This is a genomic window from Corynebacterium ihumii (assembly GCF_028609825.1).
GTDB lineage: Bacteria > Actinomycetota > Actinomycetes > Mycobacteriales > Mycobacteriaceae > Corynebacterium > Corynebacterium afermentans.
Window position 1 is genome coordinate 484,276 of sequence record NZ_CP063190.1, and the last position, 22,391, is coordinate 506,666.

At 65.5% G+C, this 22,391-nt stretch carries 15 protein-coding genes; 3 read left to right on the forward strand and 12 right to left on the reverse strand.

All coding sequences use genetic code 11. The annotated features are described in order from the left end of the window. Window positions 1-10: 10 nt before the first annotated feature. Both CIHUM_RS02440 and CIHUM_RS02445 read right to left on the reverse strand, forming a co-directional pair. Window positions 11-9,037 carry a type I polyketide synthase gene (locus CIHUM_RS02440; RefSeq protein WP_273680231.1) on the reverse strand — a complete coding sequence of 3,009 codons (9,027 nt, stop codon included), beginning with the start codon at window positions 9,035-9,037 and terminating at the stop codon, window positions 11-13. Between the two features lie 36 nt (window positions 9,038-9,073). Beyond that, window positions 9,074-10,705 (reverse strand): acyl-CoA carboxylase subunit beta, encoded by a 1,632-nt coding sequence (locus CIHUM_RS02445; RefSeq protein WP_034997401.1) that lies wholly within the window; start codon window positions 10,703-10,705, stop codon window positions 9,074-9,076. Between the two features lie 124 nt (window positions 10,706-10,829). Between CIHUM_RS02445 and acpS the strand changes: the two genes are divergently transcribed. Further along, the gene (gene acpS / locus CIHUM_RS02450; protein ID WP_034997403.1) at window positions 10,830-11,237 is read left to right on the forward strand and encodes a holo-ACP synthase AcpS; all 408 of its coding nucleotides are present in this window, start codon (window positions 10,830-10,832) and stop codon (window positions 11,235-11,237) included. A 156-nt stretch (window positions 11,238-11,393) separates the two neighbouring features. Here acpS and CIHUM_RS02455 read toward each other — a convergent pair whose 3' ends face one another. The 3 genes from CIHUM_RS02455 to CIHUM_RS02465 are packed head-to-tail and all read right to left on the reverse strand — an operon-like array spanning window position 11,394 to window position 12,426. Beyond that, a complete protein-coding gene (locus CIHUM_RS02455; protein WP_034997404.1) occupies window positions 11,394-12,083 on the reverse strand; it encodes a type 1 glutamine amidotransferase in 690 nt (229 codons plus the stop codon). A 2-nt stretch (window positions 12,084-12,085) separates the two neighbouring features. Beyond that, a complete protein-coding gene (locus tag CIHUM_RS02460) occupies window positions 12,086-12,247 on the reverse strand; it encodes an RNA helicase (RefSeq protein WP_101494221.1) in 162 nt (53 codons plus the stop codon). Then, window positions 12,244-12,426, reverse strand: a complete 183-nt coding sequence (locus CIHUM_RS02465) for a hypothetical protein (RefSeq protein WP_034997406.1) — start codon at window positions 12,424-12,426, stop codon at window positions 12,244-12,246. Before CIHUM_RS02465 ends, CIHUM_RS02460 begins: the two co-directional genes overlap by 4 nt. A 314-nt stretch (window positions 12,427-12,740) precedes the next feature. On the opposite strand from CIHUM_RS02465, the gene trpS reads away from it, so the two are divergent. Then, window positions 12,741-13,751, forward strand: a complete 1,011-nt coding sequence (gene trpS, locus CIHUM_RS02470) for a tryptophan--tRNA ligase (protein WP_034997408.1) — start codon at window positions 12,741-12,743, stop codon at window positions 13,749-13,751. Window positions 13,752-13,773: 22 nt separating this feature from the next. Here trpS and CIHUM_RS02475 read toward each other — a convergent pair whose 3' ends face one another. Next, a complete protein-coding gene (locus CIHUM_RS02475) occupies window positions 13,774-15,666 on the reverse strand; it encodes a heavy metal translocating P-type ATPase (RefSeq protein WP_034997409.1) in 1,893 nt (630 codons plus the stop codon). Continuing rightward, window positions 15,663-16,022, reverse strand: a complete 360-nt coding sequence (gene cmtR, locus CIHUM_RS02480) for a Cd(II)/Pb(II)-sensing metalloregulatory transcriptional regulator CmtR (RefSeq protein WP_034997411.1) — start codon at window positions 16,020-16,022, stop codon at window positions 15,663-15,665. The genes CIHUM_RS02475 and cmtR overlap by 4 nt, the downstream gene beginning before the upstream one ends. 155 nt (window positions 16,023-16,177) lie before the next feature. Here cmtR and CIHUM_RS02485 point away from each other — a divergent pair, with 155 nt between their 5' ends. Continuing rightward, window positions 16,178-17,272, forward strand: coding sequence for a YhjD/YihY/BrkB family envelope integrity protein (locus CIHUM_RS02485; protein WP_034997412.1), 1,095 nt, complete (start codon window positions 16,178-16,180; stop codon window positions 17,270-17,272). Here the strand turns inward: CIHUM_RS02485 and CIHUM_RS02490 are convergent. The 5 genes from CIHUM_RS02490 to CIHUM_RS02510 form a co-directional block, all read right to left on the reverse strand. Next, window positions 17,232-18,488 (reverse strand): D-alanyl-D-alanine carboxypeptidase family protein, encoded by a 1,257-nt coding sequence (locus CIHUM_RS02490; protein WP_074431967.1) that lies wholly within the window; start codon window positions 18,486-18,488, stop codon window positions 17,232-17,234. The genes CIHUM_RS02485 and CIHUM_RS02490 overlap by 41 nt on opposite strands. Continuing rightward, window positions 18,489-19,628: a trimeric intracellular cation channel family protein gene (locus CIHUM_RS02495; protein WP_187370367.1), complete on the reverse strand. Its 1,140-nt coding sequence runs from the start codon at window positions 19,626-19,628 to the stop codon at window positions 18,489-18,491. A 67-nt stretch (window positions 19,629-19,695) separates the two neighbouring features. Beyond that, window positions 19,696-20,934, reverse strand: a complete 1,239-nt coding sequence (locus CIHUM_RS02500; RefSeq protein WP_034997414.1) for a hypothetical protein — start codon at window positions 20,932-20,934, stop codon at window positions 19,696-19,698. A 10-nt stretch (window positions 20,935-20,944) separates the two neighbouring features. After that, window positions 20,945-22,039: a C40 family peptidase gene (locus tag CIHUM_RS02505; RefSeq protein WP_243427118.1), complete on the reverse strand. Its 1,095-nt coding sequence runs from the start codon at window positions 22,037-22,039 to the stop codon at window positions 20,945-20,947. Continuing rightward, on the reverse strand, window positions 22,036-22,317 hold the full coding sequence (locus tag CIHUM_RS02510) for a hypothetical protein (RefSeq protein ID WP_148363825.1): 282 nt from the start codon (window positions 22,315-22,317) through the stop codon (window positions 22,036-22,038). The genes CIHUM_RS02505 and CIHUM_RS02510 overlap by 4 nt, the downstream gene beginning before the upstream one ends. Between the last annotated feature and the right edge of the window lie 74 nt (window positions 22,318-22,391).

Below are 22,391 nucleotides of genomic sequence, written 5' to 3' on the forward strand. Positions count from 1 at the left end.
GTGCCTCTCCTTAAACGGTCGGGTACGTGCCGTCGGCGTTGAGACGGGCATCGGGGTTGAGCAGGAGTGCGATCTCGTCGGCGTGGTCGTCGATACCAGCGAAGCGGCGGTTCTCCACCTGGGTGAAGAGGTCGGCGCGGCCGATCATCCCGGCCTCGAGTCGGCTTGCGCCCTGGGCGAGGCGTTCGGTGGCGCGCTCACGCCAGGCGTCGGCGTCACGGCCATCGCGTGTCAGTGCGGCTTCGAACACACCCGGGTGGCCCAGCACGACGAGCGCGCCGACGTGGCCGAAACCAAGCGAGGTCAGGGCCGCCGCCTTCACGTTGCCGGCTCCGAGAGCGAGCGGGGAGCGCAGCCACACCAGGTTGGTTGCCTTCGACTCGATGAGCGGGTCGACGCAGTCCAGCGAGGCGTTCGGCGGGAGGCCGCCGGTTGCCAGGACGTCGATAAGCCCGCCGGTCTGCAGCAGCGCCGCACCTGCCTTGGAGTGGCCGGTGAGGGTCTTCTGCGAGATGACGTACATCGGTGCATCCGGGTCGCGGCCAACGGCCGGCCACAGCACGGAGTGCAGTTCGGATTCGTTCGGATCGTTGGCGTTGGTGGAGGTGTCGTGCTTGGACAAGACGGTGACGTCGTCAGGCGTCAGCCCCAGCGAGGACAGGGAACGGGCGAGAGGCGAGTCGGTACCGCCGCAGGCCGCCGCCAGCACGCCGAGGCCTGGTGCCGGGATGGAGGTGTGTGCGCCGTCGCCGAAGCTGGAGGCGTACGCGACCACTGCCAGCACCGGCAGGCCGAGCTCGGCGGCGAGGGTGCCGCGGGCGAGCAGGACCGTGCCGCCGCCTTCGGCTTCGAGGAAGCCGCCGCGTCGACGGTCGTTGGCGCGTGAGATGAAGCGGCCGTCGATACCTTGTGCCGTCATCTTGGCGGTTTCGGCGGTGGCGTTCATGTCGCCGAAGCCCTGGAGGGATTCGACCTGGACGTCGTCGATACCACCGGCGACGACAAAGTCGGCCTTGCCCAGCGCAATCTTGTCCACCGCTTCTTCGATGCTGACTGCGGCGGTGGCGCACGCGCCGACCGGGTGGATCATGGAGCCGTAGCCGCCGACAAGCGCCTGCATGGTGTGGGCGGCCACCACGTTGGGCAGCGCTTCCTGCAGGATGTCAGTCTGGCGTTCCTCGCCGATGAAGCGGGAGACGAACACCTTGTGCAGCGATTCCATGCCGCCAATACCGGTGCCTTGGGTGGTGGCGATGAAGGACGGGTGGACCTTCTGCATGAGCTCTGCCGGAGTGAAGCCGGCGTTGATGAACGCGTCGACGGCGGTGACCAGGTTCCAGGCGGCCATGCGGTCCATGCCGTCGGCCATCTGGGCGGGGATGCCCCACTTGGTCGGGTCGAACCCGTCCGGCATCTGGCCAGCGACGGTGCGCGACAAGGTGGCCTTCTTCGGCACGTGTGCCAGGGCACCGGCGTGGCGGGTCACGCTCCATTCGCCGTCGATCTGGCGGATAGTGGTCTTCTCACCGTCGGCTTCCACGTATGCAAGTGCTTCTTCTTCCGTGGTCACGGTAAACGTGATGTCGCGGTCGAGGTAGACCTGCTCAAGGTCGATGGAGCCTTGGTCGGTGAGGAAGTACTTGTCCGTCAGCGTGCGGATGCCGCTGCGTGCGATGACGTCGTCGCGGAAGCGCTCGTAGATGTCCTCTTCGGCAACCTCCGCGCCATCTTCGTCGTACCAAGCCGGGTTCGGGTCTTCGGACCAGGTGATCAGGCCCATCATCCACGCCAGTTCGAGGACGCCGGCTGCAGTGAGGTCGACCTCGCCGGTGCGCGCGATGCCGTATTCGGCTTCGCGGCGGGTGCGCCCGGAGCCCCAGCTGGATACTTCGCCGATGCCGACGACAACCACCATGTCGTCCAGCGAGCAGGTGACATCGCCCACGCTCGCCGGTGTGGGTTGGCGCGGGGTAGTGACGTTTGGCAGTGCGCGCACCGTGGTGCCATTGCTTGTCGACGACTCCGTGCCCGCCACATCAACACGTGCATTACGCGCCAGATCGGCGATGGACACGCCTGCGTCCTCGAGCCCGCCAGTGAGGTCGAGATCCAGCGGGGACTGCTTCGCCTGCTCACGGGATTCCTCGGTGACCAGGCCGAGCAGCTGCGTGGAGATTTCCTCCGGGCTCCACACGTGAATACCTGCGGCCTGTGCCGCCGGGACGAGGCCGTCGTTGCCGCCCATCAGGTGCGTGCCGGCAACCCAGCCGATGCGGGCCTGCGCCAGGGTGACACCTTCCGGCCAGCCGGTTTCCGCAGACCACTTGTTCACAATCGCGTCGAAGGCTGCCTTGACCTCGCCGTAGGCGCCGTCGCCACCGAACGTGCCGCGGTTCGGCGAGCCCGGCAGAACGATGTGAGCGCGCTCGGCAGGGAAGTTATCGCCGCGCTGCGCCAGGTCGGACAGGCCGGCAATGGTGCGTTCGACCGACCACAGCAGCAGGCGGGCCTGCGTTTCGGCGTTGCCACCGACCTCTGCGAGCGAGCCGGACACAGGAGGTGCGGCGAACGGGAAGGCAAGCGTCGGGGTGAGTGCCGGTTTGATGATCTTGACGTCCTTGCCGACGGTTTCCTTCTGCTCGGACTCGATCCAGCCGATGAGTGCATCGATGTCGCGGTAGGACGACAGGTTCGTCGGCACCAGCCACAGGCGCGCGCCCACGGAAGCGTGCTCGGCGAAGAGGGTGCGGGCGAATTCCTTGCGCGCCTGGCTGACGTTGGATGCGGTCATGATGACCGTCGCACCGCCTGCGAGCAGGCGTTCCACCACTGCGGTGGCGATGGAACCCGGCGCGGCTCCGGTGACTAAGGCGACGTCGTCTGCGTACGGCTCGTTCGCGTCGGCGATGGCGGCTGCTGCGATCTCGCCGAGTACGTTGCGACGATCACCTTCCACGCGCTTGGCGTACCACTCGGCCTGCTTTGCCACGGTGGAGCCGGTGCCAGCGAAGCGCTGTGGTGCGAGGTCGATCTCGCCGAGGGCGACGCGTGCGAGGTCTTCGCGGGCTTGGGCCCAGCGGTCGTCGAAAAGCACTGCTTTGCGCTCGTCGAAGACTGGGGTGACCTGCTTGACCCAGCCGGAGCCGAGTTCTGCCTCGATCGTTTCCACGATCGTGGTGTCCGGTGCGGGGATTTCCGCGACCTCTTCTTCGATGCCGAGCTTGTTTAGCAGCGTGCGGGCGGTGGCCACCAGGGTGTCGGTGACTTCGTCCTTGTAGGCGTCGAGTGCAGCCGAATCCACCACGCCGCCGCCGGAGGAACCGCCGCTGGTGGCCTGGGAGACTGCAACGCCGTAGCGTGCGGCGACGTTTTGTACCGCCTGGTCGATCAGTGCGGTGATCTCCGCCTTGGTCGTGGCCGGCGGCAGGCTGTTGAGCGAACCGCCACGCACCGATTCCTCAGTGCGGCTGCCCAACAAGATCTCAGCTTCGACGTGCGCGGTCCAGGTTGTGGGCAGGCCCCACGCGGCCGCGAGGTGCTCGCCGACAAACGCCGGCTTCAGGCCTGCGCTGCCGAAGAGTTGGCGCAGGCGGGTGCCCACGGCCTCGGACAGGACAGCGCCGAACGGGGTGTAGCCCGGTGCGGCGGTGTTCACGCGCGTGTTCAGCGTAGCCACGTCGGCCTCCGCTGCGCCGTCGATGGCAGGCACGCCGAGCTCGGCGGACATGTCCATGAGCAGCTGGTTGCGTCGCGACGACACCCCGCCGGTGAGCTCCTCAATCGTGTCCGAATCGTTGATCTGCTCGGGACGGATCTTGTTCTGCAGCGCGAACAGGACGGTGATCGCATCGGCTGCGGTGAAGGGAAGGTCGGACACGGGCGCACCGGATGCCGGTGCAGCCGGTGCTGGCTCTGCCGGTGCTGACTCTGCTGGTGCGGCGGGTGCTGCCTCGGCTGCCGGTTGTGGGGCGGATTCGGTCGCTGGGGTCGAGTCGGCTTCTGTGTCGGCCGGGGCGTCGTCGACAAGCACGGGCTCCGGCGCAGCAACCACGTCGTTGAGCATGACGATGTCCTGGCTTGCCTCAACGTTGAAAACCGGCACGTGAATGCCGATGACATCCATCTCGCGCTTTGCCAGGTTGGTCAGCGTCGGTGAAGAGGCAAGGCCGACCTCGATGGCCTGGTCGACGCGACCAAGCAGGTAGTCCTGGGTTTCAATCCAGCGCACAGGGGAGGCGAACTGCCACGCCAACAACTCGATGAGCAGCGTGCGCGCGAGCGCGTTGCGGTCGGTGTTCTCCGGCGTCATGCCCTTGAGGCGCTCGGAGGGGACCTCGTCGGTGACGGCGTCGATGAACTCTTGCGTCAGCGCAAACGGCTTGGCCACCAAGTTCGGAATGTAGCGGTCCACCAGCGTGTCCACGTCGATGATTTCCGGCATGTGCTCGTCGAGCTTTTCGGCGAAGTCTGCAACACCCTCGCGCAGCACGCGTGAGTGGAACGGAACGTCCACGCCCGGAACCGTGACGTAGGCGCGTGGATTAACCGAGTTAGCCTTGCGCTCCAGGGCGGCAAGGCCGCGCTTCGTGCCAGCCACGGAGTACTGCTGGCCCTTGATGTTGTAGTTGACAATCTCCAAGAACTCGCCGGAATCCTGCGCAACACCAGCGACGTACGCTTCGACCTCTTCCGGGCCGACACCGATCATGTTCGGGCGCAGCGCGCCCATGCCGTAGTCGGAGTTGCCCTCCGCATCGCGTGGCACCAGGGAACCCATGGCGGAGCCACGCGAGTACACGATGTCGATGACCGCTTCCAGGTCAAAGATGTTGCCCAGGGCTGCAAGCGCGGTGTATTCACCGAGCGAGTGGCCCGCAAAGTACGCACCGGAGGCCAACGTGTTGGCCTCGTTCAGTCGCTGCGTCTGCGCGTAGGCGACAACGGCCATGGCCACCTGCGTGAACTGGGTCAGGTGCAGGACGCCATCCGGGTGTTTGAACTCCAGACCGCGGATGACCAGGCGCGACGGGTTGTCCTCCACAATGCGCTGGATGGAGAACCCGTGGGTCTCACGCGTGTGGCGGTCAGCGCGGCGCCACACGTCGCGCGCGGCAGCGGAAGCAGCACGGTCGCCGTTGCCCATGCCCTGGGTTTGAATGCCCTGGCCGGGGTAGACGTAGGCGGTGCGCGGTTGGGCCAGAAGCGCCTGACCACGGGAGACGACGTCGCCGGCGATGCGGCAGGTCACCTCAAGGGCCTGCTGGATGCCGACGCGGCCGACGCGCTCGACGGTGATCTCTACATCGTCGTCAAGCTGCACCATGCCGTACATGGAGTAGGTCCAGCCGATGACCTGGCCGTGGCCAGCAGCCAGGTGCTGTGCGGTCGCGGATAGCCACATGCCGTGCACCAGCGGCGCAGCCAGGTTGACCAGGGCTGCTGCGTTGGCGGAGGTGTGAATCGGGTTGTAGTCGCCGGAGACCAGAGCAAACGGGGTCATGTCCGACGGTGCGCGCACCACGGTGCGGTCCACGAACGAACGCAGGGTCGGCTCAACCTGCTCGCTTGCTGCGCCACCACCATAGGCCGGTGCCGGGACTGGTGTTGCAGTACCGGTGGCGCGACCACGGATGGCAAAGCGCTGCATCTGGGTTGCCACAACCTCGTCGCCGGAGCGCAGCTCCAACTCGACGGTGACAATACGGCCAGAGGTGGACTCAGCGATCGAGGTGCACTTGGAGGTCACGTCGATGCGCCGGCCATCTGCAAGCTCGGTAAGCGGGACGCGCAGGTCGATGACGTGATCCAGGTGGACGGCGTTGAGCAGGCCTTCGATCACCGGCGTGCCGTCAGCCAACTTGCCGGAGCCCAGCGCTGCGTAGATCGCCGGCCAGCAGGGGCCAACCAGCACGTCTGGCGTGCCCACCACAGCGTTGTCGGCCACAGCGCCGCCGGTGACCGCGGAGTGCGATGCCAAGAGGGAAGCGGGCAGCGTAAACGATGAGCGCGCCACACCAAACGGCGCGTCCTCGGTCGGTGCCTCGATCTGCGGGATCTCAGTAATCGTGTCGCCGGCCTCGCTGACCGAACCGACACCAGCCAGGCCAGACAGCAGCTCGAAGACGCTGTCAGACAGGCGATCGCCGTCCACAATCGGGGAGGCACCCGTGCCTGCACCGGCAGGGATCTCGACGGGGATGTTCACCTCACGCACGTAGAACGGACGCTGGTCGTCCTGCAGGTGGTCCCACGCGGAATCAGCGTGGATTCGGATCGTCCACTCGCGCTCACCAGCCGCGTTGGTGGTTGCCCCCACGTCGAAGGCGTCCTCGTCCAGCGCGTATGCAGGGTTGGCCATCAGGTGGCCGTGCCACACCAAGGTCGGGCAGGAGCGCAGATACGCGGCCTCGTCGGCGGCGTCGCTGCGTCGAGCAAAGCGGGATTCAGCGGTGGCGCCGTCGTCGATAAGCATCTGCGTCGCGGCATCCTCAAAACGTGCCAGCAACTGCGCAACCGGCTCGTTCTTACGCGTAATACCAGCAACCGCAACCGGGCCCGGGATAATGCGCACCTGGTCAGCGGTGTAGCGCTCATCCTGTGCCTGCCACAAGGTGTCCTTGCCAAACCAGGACTTCAGATCCGCATCAAGTGCTGGCACCCACGGCATCGGCTTCGGGTAGGCATAGTGCAGACCGATCCACCACGCCGCATCGCGCGGGGCAACCACGACCTCGCGCGCCTGCGGGTAGTGCTGTAGCAAGGTGCTGAGACCATCGCGCGGGGAGATCTCGACATCGTCGGGGAAGAGGGTCGGGATCTCGCCGTGGTCGGCCTCGTTCAGACGTGCCTCGATGCGCTGGAGCAACGCAACAAAGCGCGCGTTCCAGGTCTGGTCGATAAACGGATCGGCGAGCTCGATGAAGCGCTCGACCCACTCGGCGTACGTCATCGTCTCCACGTCGCCGAAGTACGGCTTCGCCGTCTTCGACAGTGCCTCGATGATCTCCTCACGGTGCGCCGGGTACTCCTCAATATCCAACGAGGCGATGAACCGTGCCGCCTTGGCAAAGGAGTTGTCCAGGTCGTGCAAGTCCGCCAGCAGGTGCGATTGCGACGACGCCACACCCGCCACGCCGCGACCGCGGCCGACCCAACCGCCGTTGTTCTCCGGCGGCAGGCCAGGTGTGTCCACGAGCAGCTGCTTGACCGAATCCGTGGCCTTCGCCTCCTTCGTGGCCATAGCCACGGTGCCGACGAACACTCCATCCACCGGCATCGCAGGCAAACCGAACTTCTCAGACCAACGGCCCGTAATCAGCTCCGCGGCACGCTCTGGCGAGTACACGCCACCGCCGACGGTGAGCACCGCGTTGTCGTACGCGCGGATCTCGGGGTAGGTCTCCAACAGCATGTCCTCCAGATCAACCCAGGAGTGGTGGCCGCCAGCGTGGCCGTCCTCCACCATCAAGATGACCTGGTCGTCCGGGTTCGCCGCAGCGATTGCGAGCGCGTTGCGGATCTGCTGCGTTGTACCGGGCTTGAGCGCAATGTAAGGGAAGCCATCCTGGTGCAGCTGCGCGAACAGCTCTGTGGCCTCGTCGACGTCCGGAATGCCCGCGGAGATACACACGCCGTTAAACGGAGCACCAGCAGCGCGGGCCTTTGGCACCATGCGCGTTTGGCCGAATTGCAGGTTCCACAGGAAGCGGTCGAAGAACATGGTGTTGAACTGCGCGGTGCGACCAGGCTGCAAAAACGCCTTGAGGTTGGCGGTGTGCTTGCCAAACTCCTCCTCGGAGTACATGCCGCCACCGGCAAGTTCCGCCCAGTAGCCGGCGTTGGCAGCGGCGGCGACAATCTCGCCGTCCGCGGACGTTGGGGTCATGCCACCCAGGATGATTGGGGACAGACCAGTTAGCGACGAGAACTTCGTCTGCGTGTACGTCTTGCCATCCGGCAGCGCGATCACTCGTGGTGCGTAGGCCGAGTAGTCCACGCCCTGCGGCAACTCAGCGCCCGGGCGTGCAAGCTCGTCGCGCTTCGCGGCGGTGGACGCGTCCAACACAGCGACGCCGGAGCCGTTGGCCAAGTTGGTCGCAATCGTCGCCGTAGCCGTATCAAACGTGAAAATGTGGCTCGCGCCCTGGGCAATCAGGTCGCGCACGGTTTCGGTGAAGTCGAACCGGTCCACCAAAATCGATTGCGCCAGTTCACGGGGAGTGGTGGTTTCAAAGGTGATGCCGCATGCGTCCGCCCACTGCTGCGCCAACTCCACACCGGGGGCGTTCGTGTCCACGTGGAAGGGGTACGCAACATCAAGCGAGTCGAACACCGGCGTGATTTCGGATCCGCCGTACTCCACTTCCAACTTGGCGTTGTAGTTGCTCGCAGCCGCTTCGATGTCCTTGCGTGCCTGCGCGAGCGCCTCCGGGCTGCCAGACAGCACCACGTGGCGGTGCCCATTGATCACGCTGATAGGAGCCGCTTGCGTATCGACGACAAACTCACCGACCTGCTCAGGCGTCAGCCCACGAACCGAAAGCATCCGGCTGCGCGAGTCGGCGCCACCGTACACGTTGGTTGCGGCAGCACCCATGATGAAGGCGAACGCAAGAGCTTTCTCCGCAGCCTGTGGGCCGTTGGCGCGATTGAGCGCGGCGGCACCCAAGATGCCCTGGGAGTGTCCAGCGAACAGTGCGTCGGTGGTGTCGAGCCCGAGCTGCTCGAGATCTTCCGCGGCAACAATCTGCGACAGCAGAATCGCCGGTGCACTGACCGCGGGCAGGGCGTCGATCGCCTCGTGCGAGGTGTCCGCATCCATCGCGTCGCGAATACGCTGCACAACTCCTGGCACGACAGAGGCCAACGGGCGGGCAACAGCGGCGGTGAGGGACTGGGCGTCGTTAAGAAGCTGCTCCATGCGGATACGTGCCACAGGAGTCGCGGCAGCATCAGCGAGCGCCTGCTGCCAGGAAGAACCCTGCCCCGGGAACAGGATTGCGGCACGCTTCAGGGAAGAAAAAGAGGTGGAATTCATAACAGTGTCCTTATGGTCCTTTGCATCGGAGCGGGATTAGAGCGGGATATTGCCGTGCTTGCGCATTGGACGCGCCACGGTCTTGTCACGGAAGAAACGCAGTTGCGTTGCGATAACAGCAGGGGTTTCGCTTGGGAGGATGACCGAATCGATCAGGCCTCGCTCAGCGGCCTTGTACGGGTTGAGCATCTCGTCCTCGTAGTTGCGCTCGTACTGCGCAATCAGTTCGCGGAGCTCCTCGTCGTTCACGCCGGAATCGCGGGCGTTTGCAATGTCTTTGCGGTTGATGAAGCCGACCGCGCCAGACGCACCCATTACCGCGATCTGCGCGGTAGGCCATGCCAAGTTCACATCGGCGCCAAGGCCTTTTGAGCCCATCACGCAATACGCGCCGCCGTATGCCTTGCGCATGGTCACGGTCACCTTCGGCACGGTTGCTTCGCCGTAGGCGTACAGCAGCTTTGCACCGCGGCGCAGAATGCCGCTGTGCTCCTGGTTCGCGCCGGGCAGGAAGCCGGGTACGTCCACCAGCATGACAATCGGGATGTTGAAGCTGTCGCACGTGCGGATGAAACGCGCGGCCTTTTCCGCCGAGTCGATGTCCAAGCAACCTGCGAGCACCATGGGCTGATTAGCGACGAAGCCCACCGGCTGGTCCTCAATCCGACCAAACGCAGTGACGACGTTTTCAGCACGCTGCGCCATGACCTCCAGGAATTCGCCGTCGTCCGCGATATGGGCAATCACGTCGCGGACCTCGTAGGGGGTGTTGGGCGAGTCTGGGATCAATGAATCCAGCGCGGCAGCATCGGTGGCGTCTGCCTCTGCATCGGTTGGGGTTGCGGGACGCGGCGCCGACTTCTGGCGGTTGTTCGACGGCAAGTACTCAAGCAAGTCAGCCACCCAGTCGAGCGCATCCTCATCGGATTCCGCAACGTAGTGGCAGTTGCCGCCCTGCTGCATGTGCATCCAGGCGCCACCGAGCTCTTCTTGTGAGATTTCCTCGCCCGTGACCGTCTTGATTACGTCCGGGCCGGTGACGAACATCTTCGAGGTCTCGTCCACCATGACCACAAAGTCAGTCAGCGCGGGGGAGTAGGCGTTGCCACCGGCGCAGGCGCCCATGATCACGCTGATCTGCGGGACCACCCCGGACGCTTCGATGTTGTGGCGGAAGGTGCGCGCGATCCAGTCCAGCGACACCGCACCGTCCTGGATGCGGGCGCCTGCGCCTTCGTAAAGCCCGATCAGCGGACGGCCGGTGGTCACGGCGAGGCGCTGGATCTTGGTCATCTTCTCGCCGTAGACCTCACCCAACGCGCCACCAAAGACGGTGCCGTCCTGGGAAAAGATGCAGACTTCGCGTCCGTCGATGGTGCCGTGGCCGCACACGATGCCGTCTGTTGCCGGGCGCTTGGCCTGCATGCCGAAGTCGTGGGTGCGGTGGCGCACCAGCTGGTCGGTTTCCACGAAGGAGCCCTCATCGAGCAGATAGTCCAGGCGCTCGCGTGCGGTGAGGCGGCCGGCGGAACGGACCTTGTCCAGGGGTTTCGGGCCCACTGGCTCGTGTGCCTCGGCACGCCGGCGTCGAAATTCCGCTATTTTGTCGGCTGTTGACGAAAGTGGTTGTTCATCCAAAATAGTTTTGGAGGCAAAATTAAAAGCCATGCGGGCATAGTAAACCTACTGAAGCGTAAGTAAAAGGATTGGCCACGATTCACAGAAAATAGCCAGCATTTCTAATGCGATCGCAAACACAACAAAGTCGCAACCGCCGACGGAAGGAACGTGCATGCACATCGGCACCGACCTGGTCCACATTCCCGGTTTGGCTCAGCAAATGAAGTTGCCGGGATCCACCTTCATGCAGGTGTTTACCGACCGGGAGCGGCGCGAATGTGCCGCGAAGCCGGACCCGGTCACATCGCTGGCTGGCCGCTGGGCCGTTAAAGAGGCTTACGTCAAAGCCTGGGCGTCCACCCGCTTCGGGCGGCCGCCGCAGATCGCCCCCGACGACTTCAATTTCGCGGAGGTGGAGGTAGTCCAGGATGCGTTCGGGCGCCCCGCGGTCCAGCTGCACGGCCGCGCCGGGGAGGTTGGGCCGCCGGTTTGCAGCGTGAGTATCAGCCACGACGGCGACTACGCCGTGGCCGTGGTTGCAGTGCAGATGGCCACGGGGGCGGGCCGCGGCAGCCTCTAGATGCTTATCCCAGGATGCTTATCCCTCGAGAGCGATCGACCGTTGTGGAGTGTGCCACTCGAGAAGTAAGCATCCTGGAGTAAGCATCCTCGGAATTGGGGGGGGATTGGGCCGGAGCGGGGACGGAGAGCGGGGGCACAGCGGCGACTAGAGCCGTCAGCGCCAAGCGCGGGCCGCGGCGACGAAACCCTCGGCGAGTATTCTGCCGGTGAGGGTGAGATGGTCGTCGTGGCGCAGCAGCTCTGCTTCGACCGCGGCATCGTCGTGGCCGCCGTTCGCCGCCCACTGACCGGCAACCTCCGGCGAGCACTCCGGGTGGAACTGCACCGAGACGATCGACCCCAGCCGCATGGCCTGGATCGGGCAGCGCTCGCTGGATGCCAGGAGCGTCGCGCGGGGAGGGAGCGTGACTACCGCGTCGTGGTGGGATTGCTCGACCATCAAGGTTGCGCCGAGGGGGCCGAGCAGGGGATCGTCCACACCGGCGTCGGTCAACGTCACCTGGGTAGCGCCTTCTTCGTCCTGCGCCGCCAGGCCGGCGGAAACTTCGCCGCCGAAACAGTCGGCGATGATCTGATGGCCCAAACAGATGCCGAGGACGGGCGTGCCCGATTCGAAGGCGCTGCGGAGCAGCTCGTGCACCGCCGGCAGCCACGGCGAAGCGTGCGTGTCCAGCGCATTCGCGCGCCCGCCGAGGAGGATGAGGGGGTCACCGGAGGCGTCGATAGGCAACGGCTCCTCGCCGCTGAGATCGACGGTGCGCAGGGTGGCGCCGGCGCGCTCGAGCCACGGGCCGAGGCGTTGCATTGGCGCGAACGAATCGGGCTGCAGAACGGTGATACGCATGGCTAGAGGTCGAAGGATGCTGCGCGGAGAATGTCCGGCGTAATGGGAACCTTGCCTTTTCCTTCCTTATCGCGCTTCACGATGAGCTTGGCCGCGGCGATCTGGCTCCGGGAAAACTCCGGCTTCGGAGACTGAATTTCTCTAGCTTTGGATCGGGCTGTCATCGCTGCTCCTCATAAGGCGTGTTGGGATTTCGGAACACGGCGGTCAAGATCGCGTCGATTACCTCGTGCTGGTCGGCAGGGATTTCCGACTGCCTGTCGATGGAATCGAGAATAGCAATCCCCGCCTCAACTTCACGCTCGCTCGAGGCGTTGCACATGTCAGTCGCCCAGCGAAGCATCGTGTGCCACTCCTTAACGCGGTCCAGCTTTTGCGAGTTATCGAGTGTTTGCTAAACCCCGAGCCAAGCAATGCAAGCAGCTCCAAGAGGCCCGATGATGCGAGACGCGAAGTCGAGCACCATCCAGGCTTCTTCGCCCGAACGTGTTGCATTACTGACAGCAAATCCGAGAGAAACAGCAACTGCGAGCGCTGTAAGCAACCAAGGTCTGTCTGATTTTGTAAGAGCCAACGTGTACTCCTTCTGTGGACGGCATTAAAGAGTTAGACGCGCCCGCACCGCCCCCGGTTCCCTCCCGGCACCGGCCCACTACTATGAACCCCATGCAACGCGTGCTTTCCGGAATCCAGCCCACTGCCGACTCCTACCACCTGGGTAATTACCTCGGTGCCCTGAAGCAGTGGATTGATCTGCAGGACGGCTACGACGCCTTCTACTTCATCCCGGACTTGCACGCGATTACCGTGGACCAGGACCCCGAGGAGCTACGCCACCGCACCCTCGCCGGCTGCGCCCAGCTGATTGCGCTCGGCATCGACCCGGAGCGCTCCACCTTGTTCGTGCAGTCGCACGTGCCCGAACACGCCGAGCTGACGTGGGTGCTGCAGTGCCTGACCGGTTTCGGCGAGGCGAGCCGCATGACGCAGTTCAAGGACAAGTCCGCCAAGCAGGGCCAGGACCGCACCTCCGTGGGGCTGTTCACCTACCCGGTGCTCATGGCGGCCGACATTTTGCTGTACTCCCCGCAGCTCGTGCCGGTGGGGGAGGACCAGCGCCAGCACCTGGAGCTGACCCGCACGCTGGCGGAGCGCTTCAACTCCCGCTACGGCAAGACCTTCACCGTGCCGGAGGGCATGATCGTTGAGGGTGCGGCGAAGATCTACGACCTGCAGGATCCCACCTCGAAGATGTCCAAGTCGGGTGCGAACCCGAAGGGCATTGTGAACCTGCTGGACGCGCCGAAGACGTCCGCAAAGCGCATCCGCTCCGCCGTCACCGACAACGACGGCGTGATCGCCTACGACAAGGAGAACAAGCCGGGCGTGTCCAACCTGCTGGTCATCCAGTCGGCGCTGACCGGCAAACCCATCGACGACATCGTCGCCGGCTACGAGGGTCAGGGCTACGGCGCGCTCAAGGTCGACACCGCAGAAGCACTCGAAGCGTTCACCACGCCGCTTCGCGCCCGCTACGACGAGCTGATGTCCGATCGCGCCGAGCTCGAGGCCATCCTGGCCCGCGGTGCCGAACGCGCTCGCGAGATTGCGGCCCCGCTGCTGGCCGACGTGTACGAGAAGGTCGGCTTCCTCGCACCGAAGCGCTAGGGGGTCCGCTTCCGGCGTAGCCTCAGCGCTTCGTTCGTGCGGCCCGCAGGCCGTTCAAGATGACGATGACTTCAGCGACCTCGTGAACCAACACGACCGCAGCCAGGCCCAGCACGCCGCTGATCGCAAGCGGCATCAACACGATGATGATGGCCAGAGACAGCACGATGTTCTGGTTGATGATCCTGCTGCCTCGGCGGGCGTGCTGCAGCGCCTGCGGGATCAGTCGGAGGTCGTGGCCGGTGAAGGCGACGTCAGCGGAATCGATCGCGGCGTCAGAGCCGGTCGCTCCCATCGCTATGCCCACCGTCGCGCCCGCCAGTGCCGGCGCGTCGTTGATGCCGTCGCCGATCATCGCCGTCGGTGTCTTGGAGGAGAATTCGGCGACGATGCTTGCCTTGTCCTCCGGGCGCAGCTCGGCGCGGACGTCGTCGATTCCGGCGATTTCAGCTAGCGCCCGGGCGGTGCGAGTGTTGTCGCCGGTGAGCATGCTCACTTCCACGTCGTTGGCGCGCAGGGTCTGCACGGCTTCGGGAACCTCGGGCCGCAGCTCGTCGCGGACCCCGATCGCTCCGGCGAGGGTGTCATCGACGGTGACCAGGACGCAGGTCTGGCCCTCGGACTCCATGCGCTCAACGTCTGCCTTCAGTGGCCCGGCGTCGATCCACCGGGGGCTGCCCACCAGCACCCGTCGACCTTCGACGGTGCCGCCGATGCCATGCCCGGCTTCCTCGCTGATGTCCAGGGCGGTGGGCGCTTCGGGCCCCGCTGCCGCGATCGCCGCGGCGAGGGGGTGCGTCGATTGCTGCTCAACTGCCGCCGCGAAAGTAAGCACCTGCGCCCGATCGAACCCGTCTGCCGGGACCACGCCGGTAACCTCGGGCTGGTTGCGGGTGAGGGTTCCGGTCTTGTCCACCGCCAGGTGACGGATGCTGCCGAGCCGCTCGAACGCCGCGCCGGACTTGATGACCACGCCGAACTGGCTGGCCGCGCCGATCGCGGCCACTACCGTCAGCGGCACGGAGATTGCCAGCGCGCACGGCGACGCTGCGACCAGAACCACCAACGCACGGGTGATCCACGTCTCGGGGTCGCCCAGCAGCGAGCCGATCACGCCGACTAGCACCGCCAGGATCATCACCCCGGGCACTAGGGGTTGGGCAATCCGGTCGGCGATCCGGGCGCGGTCGCCCTTTTCCGCCTGCGCCTGCTCGACCAGGTCCACGAGTGTGGTTAGCGAGTTGTCCGTTCCAGCTGCGGTCGTCTCGACTTCCAGCACACCGGCGGAGTTGATTGCTCCCGCGGGCACCTCGTCGCCGGGCGCAACCTCCTCCGGAATGGATTCTCCGGTGATCGCTGAGGTGTCAAGGCTGGAGCGCCCAGACCGAATGATGCCGTCCGTGGCGATCCGCTCTCCGGGGCGCACGAGCATCAGTTCGCCAGCCACGAGGTCCTTCGCTGCGACCTCGACTGACGTGCCGTCGCGCAGCACCGTCGCGGTCTGCGGTACCAACTTCAACAGTGCCCGCAGTCCGCCCTGGGCTCGGTCCATAGCCTTGTCTTCCAGCGCCTCGGCGATCGAGTACAGGAACGCTAGCGCCGCGGCCTCTCCGACGTAACCGAGGATTACCGCGCCGACCGCGCTGATCGTCATCAGCAAGCCAATGCCGAGCTTGCGCTTCGTGACAAGGTTCCGGATCGCACCAGGCGCGAACGTGTATGCGCCCAGCAGCAGACCGACCCAAAACAGTACCGTCGCGGGCGTCTCCTGCCCAGACCAGTCCAGCGCTAGGCCTATGCCGAGGGCTACGCCGGAGAAGATCGGTAGCAGCAGCTCGGGGTCCTTCCACCATGGCCGATCGAGTTCTTCGATCTCCGTGGCGGGTTCGTGTTCGCATCCACATGCTGAACTCATGCGTTCGCTCCTTTCCCGTCGCAGCCGGGCACCGAGCACTCAGGGTCGATGCAGGGGGCGTTTTCGTCGACAGCCAACGTCGCATTCACCAGCGCGTCGAGCGCTGCCGCGAGGTGCGGATCGGCGATTTCGTAGCGTGTCTTGCGGCCCTCCGGCTCGGCAACGACGATGCCGCAGTCACGCAGGCAGGTCAGGTGGTTCGAGACGTTTGAGCGGGTCAGGCCCAGGTCGCGCGAGAGTACGGCCGGGTAGCTCGGGCCTTCGAGTAGTGTCATCAGGATTCTGGAACGCGTCGGATCCGCCATGGCCCGGCCGAGCCGGTTCATGACGTCGAGGCGTGAAGCAATAGTCAGCATGCGCTGAAGTATACAGCATGGACTGAACTATACACAATTGGCTGAACTGATGTGGTGGGCGAAGAGTCTGCCGCCCCGACCCCGGCTCCGCCCCGCCATCGCACCGCCTCCTCTACGATGTGTTTGGTAAATGACACATATTTGAAGGGACGTCGATGGCTACCTCGACCGCGCCGCGCAAGGCGTACACCGACGAACACGGCATTGAGCGCGCCTCGAAGCAGCAGAAAGAAGGCTTCGAGGAGAAGGTGGAGAAGAAGTCTCCCGCCGCTGGTCACCTGCTGCGAATGAATGACCGCTTCGGCACCGAAGGCGGCAACCAGCTAGCCGCTGGCATCACCTATTTCTCCGTGCTGGCGCTGTTTCCGTTGCTGATGCTGGTCTTCGCGGGCCTCGGTTTCTTCCTCAACGCCCGCCCAGATCTGATGGACGACATTCAAAACCAGATCACCCAGTCCCTAGACGGGGATCTGGGCGCCATGGTCAACGAGCTGATCCAGACGGCGATTGATCAGCGCGGCGCAGTTGCCGGCATCGGCTTGCTTACCACCCTGTGGTCCGGCTTGAACTGGATGAACCACCTGCGCGTCGGCGTGTCCGCCATGTGGAAGGTGGATGCGAACGAGGGCGGCAACTTTGTTACCAAGAAGCTCGCGGACCTGCTGGGCCTGATCGTGCTGATCGTCCTGTTCATCGTCGCCGCAGTAGTGACTGCCCTGGGAGTGTCCAGCTGGACCAGCACCCTGATGGAGCGCCTCGGTATCGGCAACTTCCCAGGCGCGCGCCTTGTGGTGTGGGTCGTCGGCTTCCTCGTCAGCGTGCTGGCTAGCTTCCTGGTCATGCTGTGGGTGAACATGTACATGCCGCGCACAAAGGTCCCGGCCAAGTCTGGCTTGAAGGGTGCGCTGCTCGGTGCGGTTATCTTCGCCATTCTGCAGCAGTTCGCCGGCCTGGTCATTTCCTCGGCCACCGGCAACCCGGCGGGCGCGATCTTCGGCCCGATCATCACCCTGATGGTCATGCTGTACCTGGTCTGGCGCGTGGTGCTTTACGTCGCGGCGTGGACCGCCACCACCGAGGAATCCCTCGCGTTGGCGCCTGCGGAGGTGCCGGAGCCGGCCGTGATCAACGTCCGCGCCGGCGCGGTCCGCGGCAGGGAGGAGTCCAAGCCGTCCGGCAAGGCGCTGGGGGTTGGCGCGGCGCTGGGCGCTATCGGCGTCGGCGTGGTTTCTCTCCTGTCCCGAGACTAAACGCGGTGGCCAGCGCAGCGAGCGCGAGTACGGCCACCACAATCAAGTAGGACCACCAGCGGTTCCAGGCCGTCTCCTCCCCAGCATGTTCAGGCGCGGGGGTGGGGGCGGCCGTTGTCGTTTCTGGGGTGGCGGTGGTCTTCTCAGCGAGAGGCTCAAGCTTTGCGACGGAGCCTCGCACCCCATACGCCTCGTGCAAGAGCATCTGCGCCTGCTCCCAGGGGCGGTGGTCGTAGGCCGCGGTGTCCAGCACAACCGCCACGAGGCGGCGGCCCTCGTGGTTCACGGCGCCGACGAACGTGTGGTTCGCGTCGTCGGTGTAACCGGTCTTGCCGCCGATGCCGTCCGGGTCGTTGAGGTAGAGATGGTTGTCGTTCCACAGCTCGAACGCCGGCAGATCGTCGAAGCCGGGGAAGGTGGTGTGCTCCGTGTCGACGATGCGGGCGAAGGTGGGGTCCGCGAACGCCGCGGTGTAGGCCAGGCCCATGTCCCAGGCGGAGGTGGACATCCCGGCGCCGTCCAGGCCGGAGTAGGAGGTGGCGCGGGTATCGGCCATGCCGAGATTCTTGGCTAGCGCGTTGACCTTGCCGAGTGCGAGCTCGTCGCCGCCGAGGGCTTGGGCGAGCGCGTGGGCGCAGTCGTTGCCCGAGGACAGCAGCAGGCCGGTGAGCAGGTCTTCGACGGTGTAGTCGCCGCCTTCGCCGATGCCGGCGGCGGAGCCTTCCTGGCCGGCGGATTCGGCGGAGACTTCGACCTTCTGGTCCAGCGGCAGCTCGTTGATGACGGTCAGTGCCAGCAGCACCTTGATTATCGAGGCCGGCCGGTAGCGACCGTGCGGGTCCTTCATCGCCACCACGTCACCGGAATCTAAGTCGGCGACCAGCCAGGCGGAGGCGACTACGCCGTCGGGGGTGGTGTAGCCGTCGGCGGCGGTCACGCCGCACGGGCCGTCGAAAAGCACCGGCAGCGGGTCAGGGGAGGTGGCGGCGCGCTCGGAAGTGGACACCGGCTCCGGTGGCCAAGTGGCCTGTGGGCAGTTGTCGGTGTCGGGCGCGCGGTCACGGCTGGGCGGGACCCAGTTGCCACCCTCGTCGTAGTAGCCGACGGTCGGGCCTGCCGGGGAGGTGGTCTCGGTCGGGGTTTCGGCGTCTTGGGCGTGAGCTGTCGTCGACAAGCAAAAGCTCAATGCTGTCGCTGCTGCGAGCGCACGCTTCATCTAGGACTCCTTTTGGTCGTAGCGGGCCACGAGCCGCTCGATGAGCTCGTCGGTCAAAGCCTCGTCGGAGAGAATAATATCCAGCATGTCCGCGTTCATCGCCTCCGTCTCGGCCGGGTCCGGCTCCTCCGCGGCGTCTTCCTCGTAGGAATCTCCGGCCAGGTCCACGCCGATGCTGTCGAAGAGGCCCTCGTCTTCCGTAACCTCCGGCTCCGCCGTCGCGCCGACCGCCTCGGCGAGCATCTCCGCGTCGATGGCGGGGAACTGGGTGGTGAACTCGGTGAGGAAATCATCCGCGTCGCTGACCGCCTCCGCCGGGCGCTTGCCCTTGCGGATCTCCGCCTCAATGCGGCGCTGCAGCGCCTTTTCCATCTGCCGGTGGCGCCACGAGCGCACCCGCGTCGGCTCCAGCCCGCGGGCCACCGCGCGCGACTTGTCCTCCGCCTTCTTGGCCAGGTGCGCGACCTGCGTGGCCGTCATGTTCACTGTGGTGTTCACCGGCGCGAACTCGGAGTCAGTGGAAACGCGCCAGTTGCCCCAGTAGCCGGCGAGGAACAACGCGAAGCTGGCCACGGGGCCGATGACCATGCCGAGTGCCGGGTAGCCGGTGGCGTTGCCCACCAGCATGATCACCGCGCACGCCACTGCCGGGATGACGGTGGGCTGGTTACCGCCGAACACACTGGGTTCACGGCCGGTGACCACGTCGCGGATCATGCCGCCGCCGGTGGCGGTGAACACCCCCATCATGATGGTGGGCAGCACCGGCAGGCCGTATTGGATGGCCTTGGATGCGCCGGTGGCGGCCCACAGGGACGACGCGAGCGCGTCGCCGTGGGACTGCATCATCTCCCAGGCGCGGCCCTTGAAGTAGGTGAACCGGGCGATCAGCGCGCCGGTGAACGCCAAGATGAGGTACTCTGGCTGGCTCATCGCGGCGACGGTGCCCTGGTTGATCAGCACATCCCGCAGCATGCCGCCGCCGAGGGCGGAGAGCATGGCGATGAAGAAGAAGCCCACGATGTCGTAGCCGAGCTGGCGGGCGAGCGTGCCGCCGATGATGCCCATCAGCAGCACGCCGGAGATGTCCATCCAGTGATAGATGGAGCTGATGAGCGGGTCGACCTGGTCCACTGGCATGAGTGAATTGTAAAGGTCGCACGTTTGCCCGGCATGTCGGCATGCCCTGGGCGAACGGCGAAACGGCTTAGAACTTGGAGAAGCGCTTGATCAGCTGGTTTTCCATCTCGGTCCAGGCTTCCGCCTTATCGGTAAAAGGCGCGGATGGCACGTAGCCTGCGGCGCGGGTGGAGCCGAGCATGTACGCCAGGTAGTCCTGCATGCGCGGGTTGGCCAGAAGCAGGGAGTTCAGCGAGTCGTCCTGCGCCCAGTCCGCGGCATCTGCGAGCAGCTCGTAAGCCTTGGACATCTGTGCGGTGTCCACGGCGTCGGGGCCCTTGTTGATGTCGGCGGCGATGCCGTTGAAGGAGTAGGAGTTGTCCGGGTGGACCTCCACCTTCAGCTCGCCAGCGTTGGCGGTGTCGATGAGGTCCTGCCAGGTGGCCACGCCCGCCAGGTCGTGGTCGTCGTGCTCCAGGATCCAGCGGCCCAGGTGCTTGGCGGAGGGGAAGGTGATGATCTCGCCGTACTTGCCCAAAAACACCGGGGCGCCGCGCAGGTAGGTGCGCAGCGTGTACACGCTCTGGCCCTGGATGGAGATCTTAACCGGGTCGATGCCGGCGCGGCCCCACGGTGAGGAGTCGTACGGGTCTTCCGCGGCGGCGCGCGCCTCTTCGTCCGCGCGTGCCTGCTCAGCGGCCGCGGCGCGGGCTTCGGTGGCGGCGGCGATGGCGGTGCCGGCGGCTGCGACGCGCTCGGCGTCGAGCTGATGCGTATCGACGACACGCACAGACTCATCCAACGACTTGACCACATTCTCCCAGTTCGCCAGTACAACACGTCCGACGCCGGACCACTCGGACAGGCCGTTTTCGCCCGCGTAGTGGTCGGAGCCGCGGTTGACGTTGCCCAGGATGGAGTGGGAGGCGAAGAAGATCTGCGCCTGCTCGGCGGAGGCAACGTCCGCCAGCGAGCGGGAGATCTGGAACACCCGCGACAGGCGCGAGACGTTTTCGTGGCTCGGGCGGCCGGCCAAAAACTCGGGCGCACCGATGATGTCGAAATACTGCTTGTCGTTCGGCACCACGCGGTCGTCGCCCTGGGCCTGGAACTGCTGCCACTTCGGGTGGTCCGCCAGGTCGTGGGCGTTGGTCGCTTCCAAGTAGGCCAAGAGTTCCTCGGGGGAGTGGAAGGCCAGCACGGCTTGGTCGTCGCCGAGGAAGGCCTGCCACTCGGCGCCCTTTTCCTTCCAGGTGGGTGCCCACAGGGTGTAGAAGTCGCCCTCGGTCAGGGAGATCTTGACGGGGAGAATCGCGCGCGTAGTCATGCGGGAAACTTTAGCCGGTCGGCCTCCAGAATCCGCGGAAGGTCATGCCCAGGTTCTCTGTGCGCACAGGGTTCATCTGCACGGGGCTGCCCGCCTCGATCATCATCCCGTCTCCCGCGTACATGGCGGCGTGGCCGGACCACAACACCAGATCCCCCGGCTGCAGCTCCTGGTACGACACCTGCCTGCCCACGGTCTGGTCCGCGGCGACGCGCGGGATTTCCAGCCCTGCCTGCCCGTACGCCCAGGAGGTCAGCCCGGAGCAGTCGAAGCCGCCCGGTGCGGCCCCGCCCCACACGTAGGGTGTGCCGATCTGGCTTTTCGCGGCTTCGACGGCGGCGGCGCCGACAGCGGATCCCTCCTCGTGCGCCGGAGCAGGCTCCGGCAGCGGGGCAGCCGCCGCGGCAGGTTCCGGTGGCGGTGGCGGGGCGACGGCGGAGGCTGGTTTCACTGCCGGTGGCGCGGGCTCAGGTGTCGATGGCGCAGCAGGTGCAACCAGGGAGGCCAGGCGTTGCAACTCCCCGTGGGCCTTCTCGGTCGCCGGGCCGGAGCCGGGCATGACGCGGTCCAACGCTGCAGAGGTGGCGGAGGTCAGCGTGTCCGCGATGGCCCGCAGATCCTCCTCCAAAGCACTGAGTACCTGCGTGGCCTCGTTGATTGCGTCGGCGATGATTCCGGCCACGTAGGCGGCGGCACCGAACAGGCCTGCCGGCGAGATGGCGATCGCCGGCGCCGCCATCGCCTTGTTGATGAGCCCTCCGGCGATGGTGACCAGATCAAATGCCGCGGTGCCGATCAACACACCGCCGCGCAGCACCCCGTCGCTGATTGTTGCGCGGTAGTCCGCAAGATCCGCTGCGGCGCCAACGCGTGATTCCCCGGACGTGTTGGCCACTGCGGCCAGAGGGTCGAAGTCTTTGAAGTCCGGCATGCCGAAGCCCGGCAGGGTGGGCAGATCGAAGGGTAACAGTCGCGCCAGCATGCTGGCGGTGCCGTGCACGTCCAGGCTGCCGCTAAGCATGCGGTTACCGCTTTCGCCTTGTCTGTCCGCAATGCGGTTTAACAGGTCGAATGCGTTGTCAAAACCTGTCTTCAGGGAGCTCATAGCGCGGCACCCAGCTTCCGGCAGGTGCAGGTGTCTACGGCTGCGGCGGCATCCACCGCAAGGTCCATCACGTCTGCGATGCGGTGGGCCTCGGCGCGCAGTGCTTCAGCGTCCGTGTTCGCTTTGGCGATGGACTCGGTCACCGCGGCACTGAATTCGCCGAGGGGCCAGGTACCGGGCACGGAGACGTCGTTAAGCAATTGCAATCGTGCTGCGTCGTCGCGCAGCGAATCGGTCATGGCGGATACGGCAGCGGAGTCAATGTGAAATACAGTCATGGCCATTGGACGCTGAAAACACCGTCCCGGTTCCCTCGAGGGGGAAAATATTTTCGCGGCCCGCCGAGTGAACT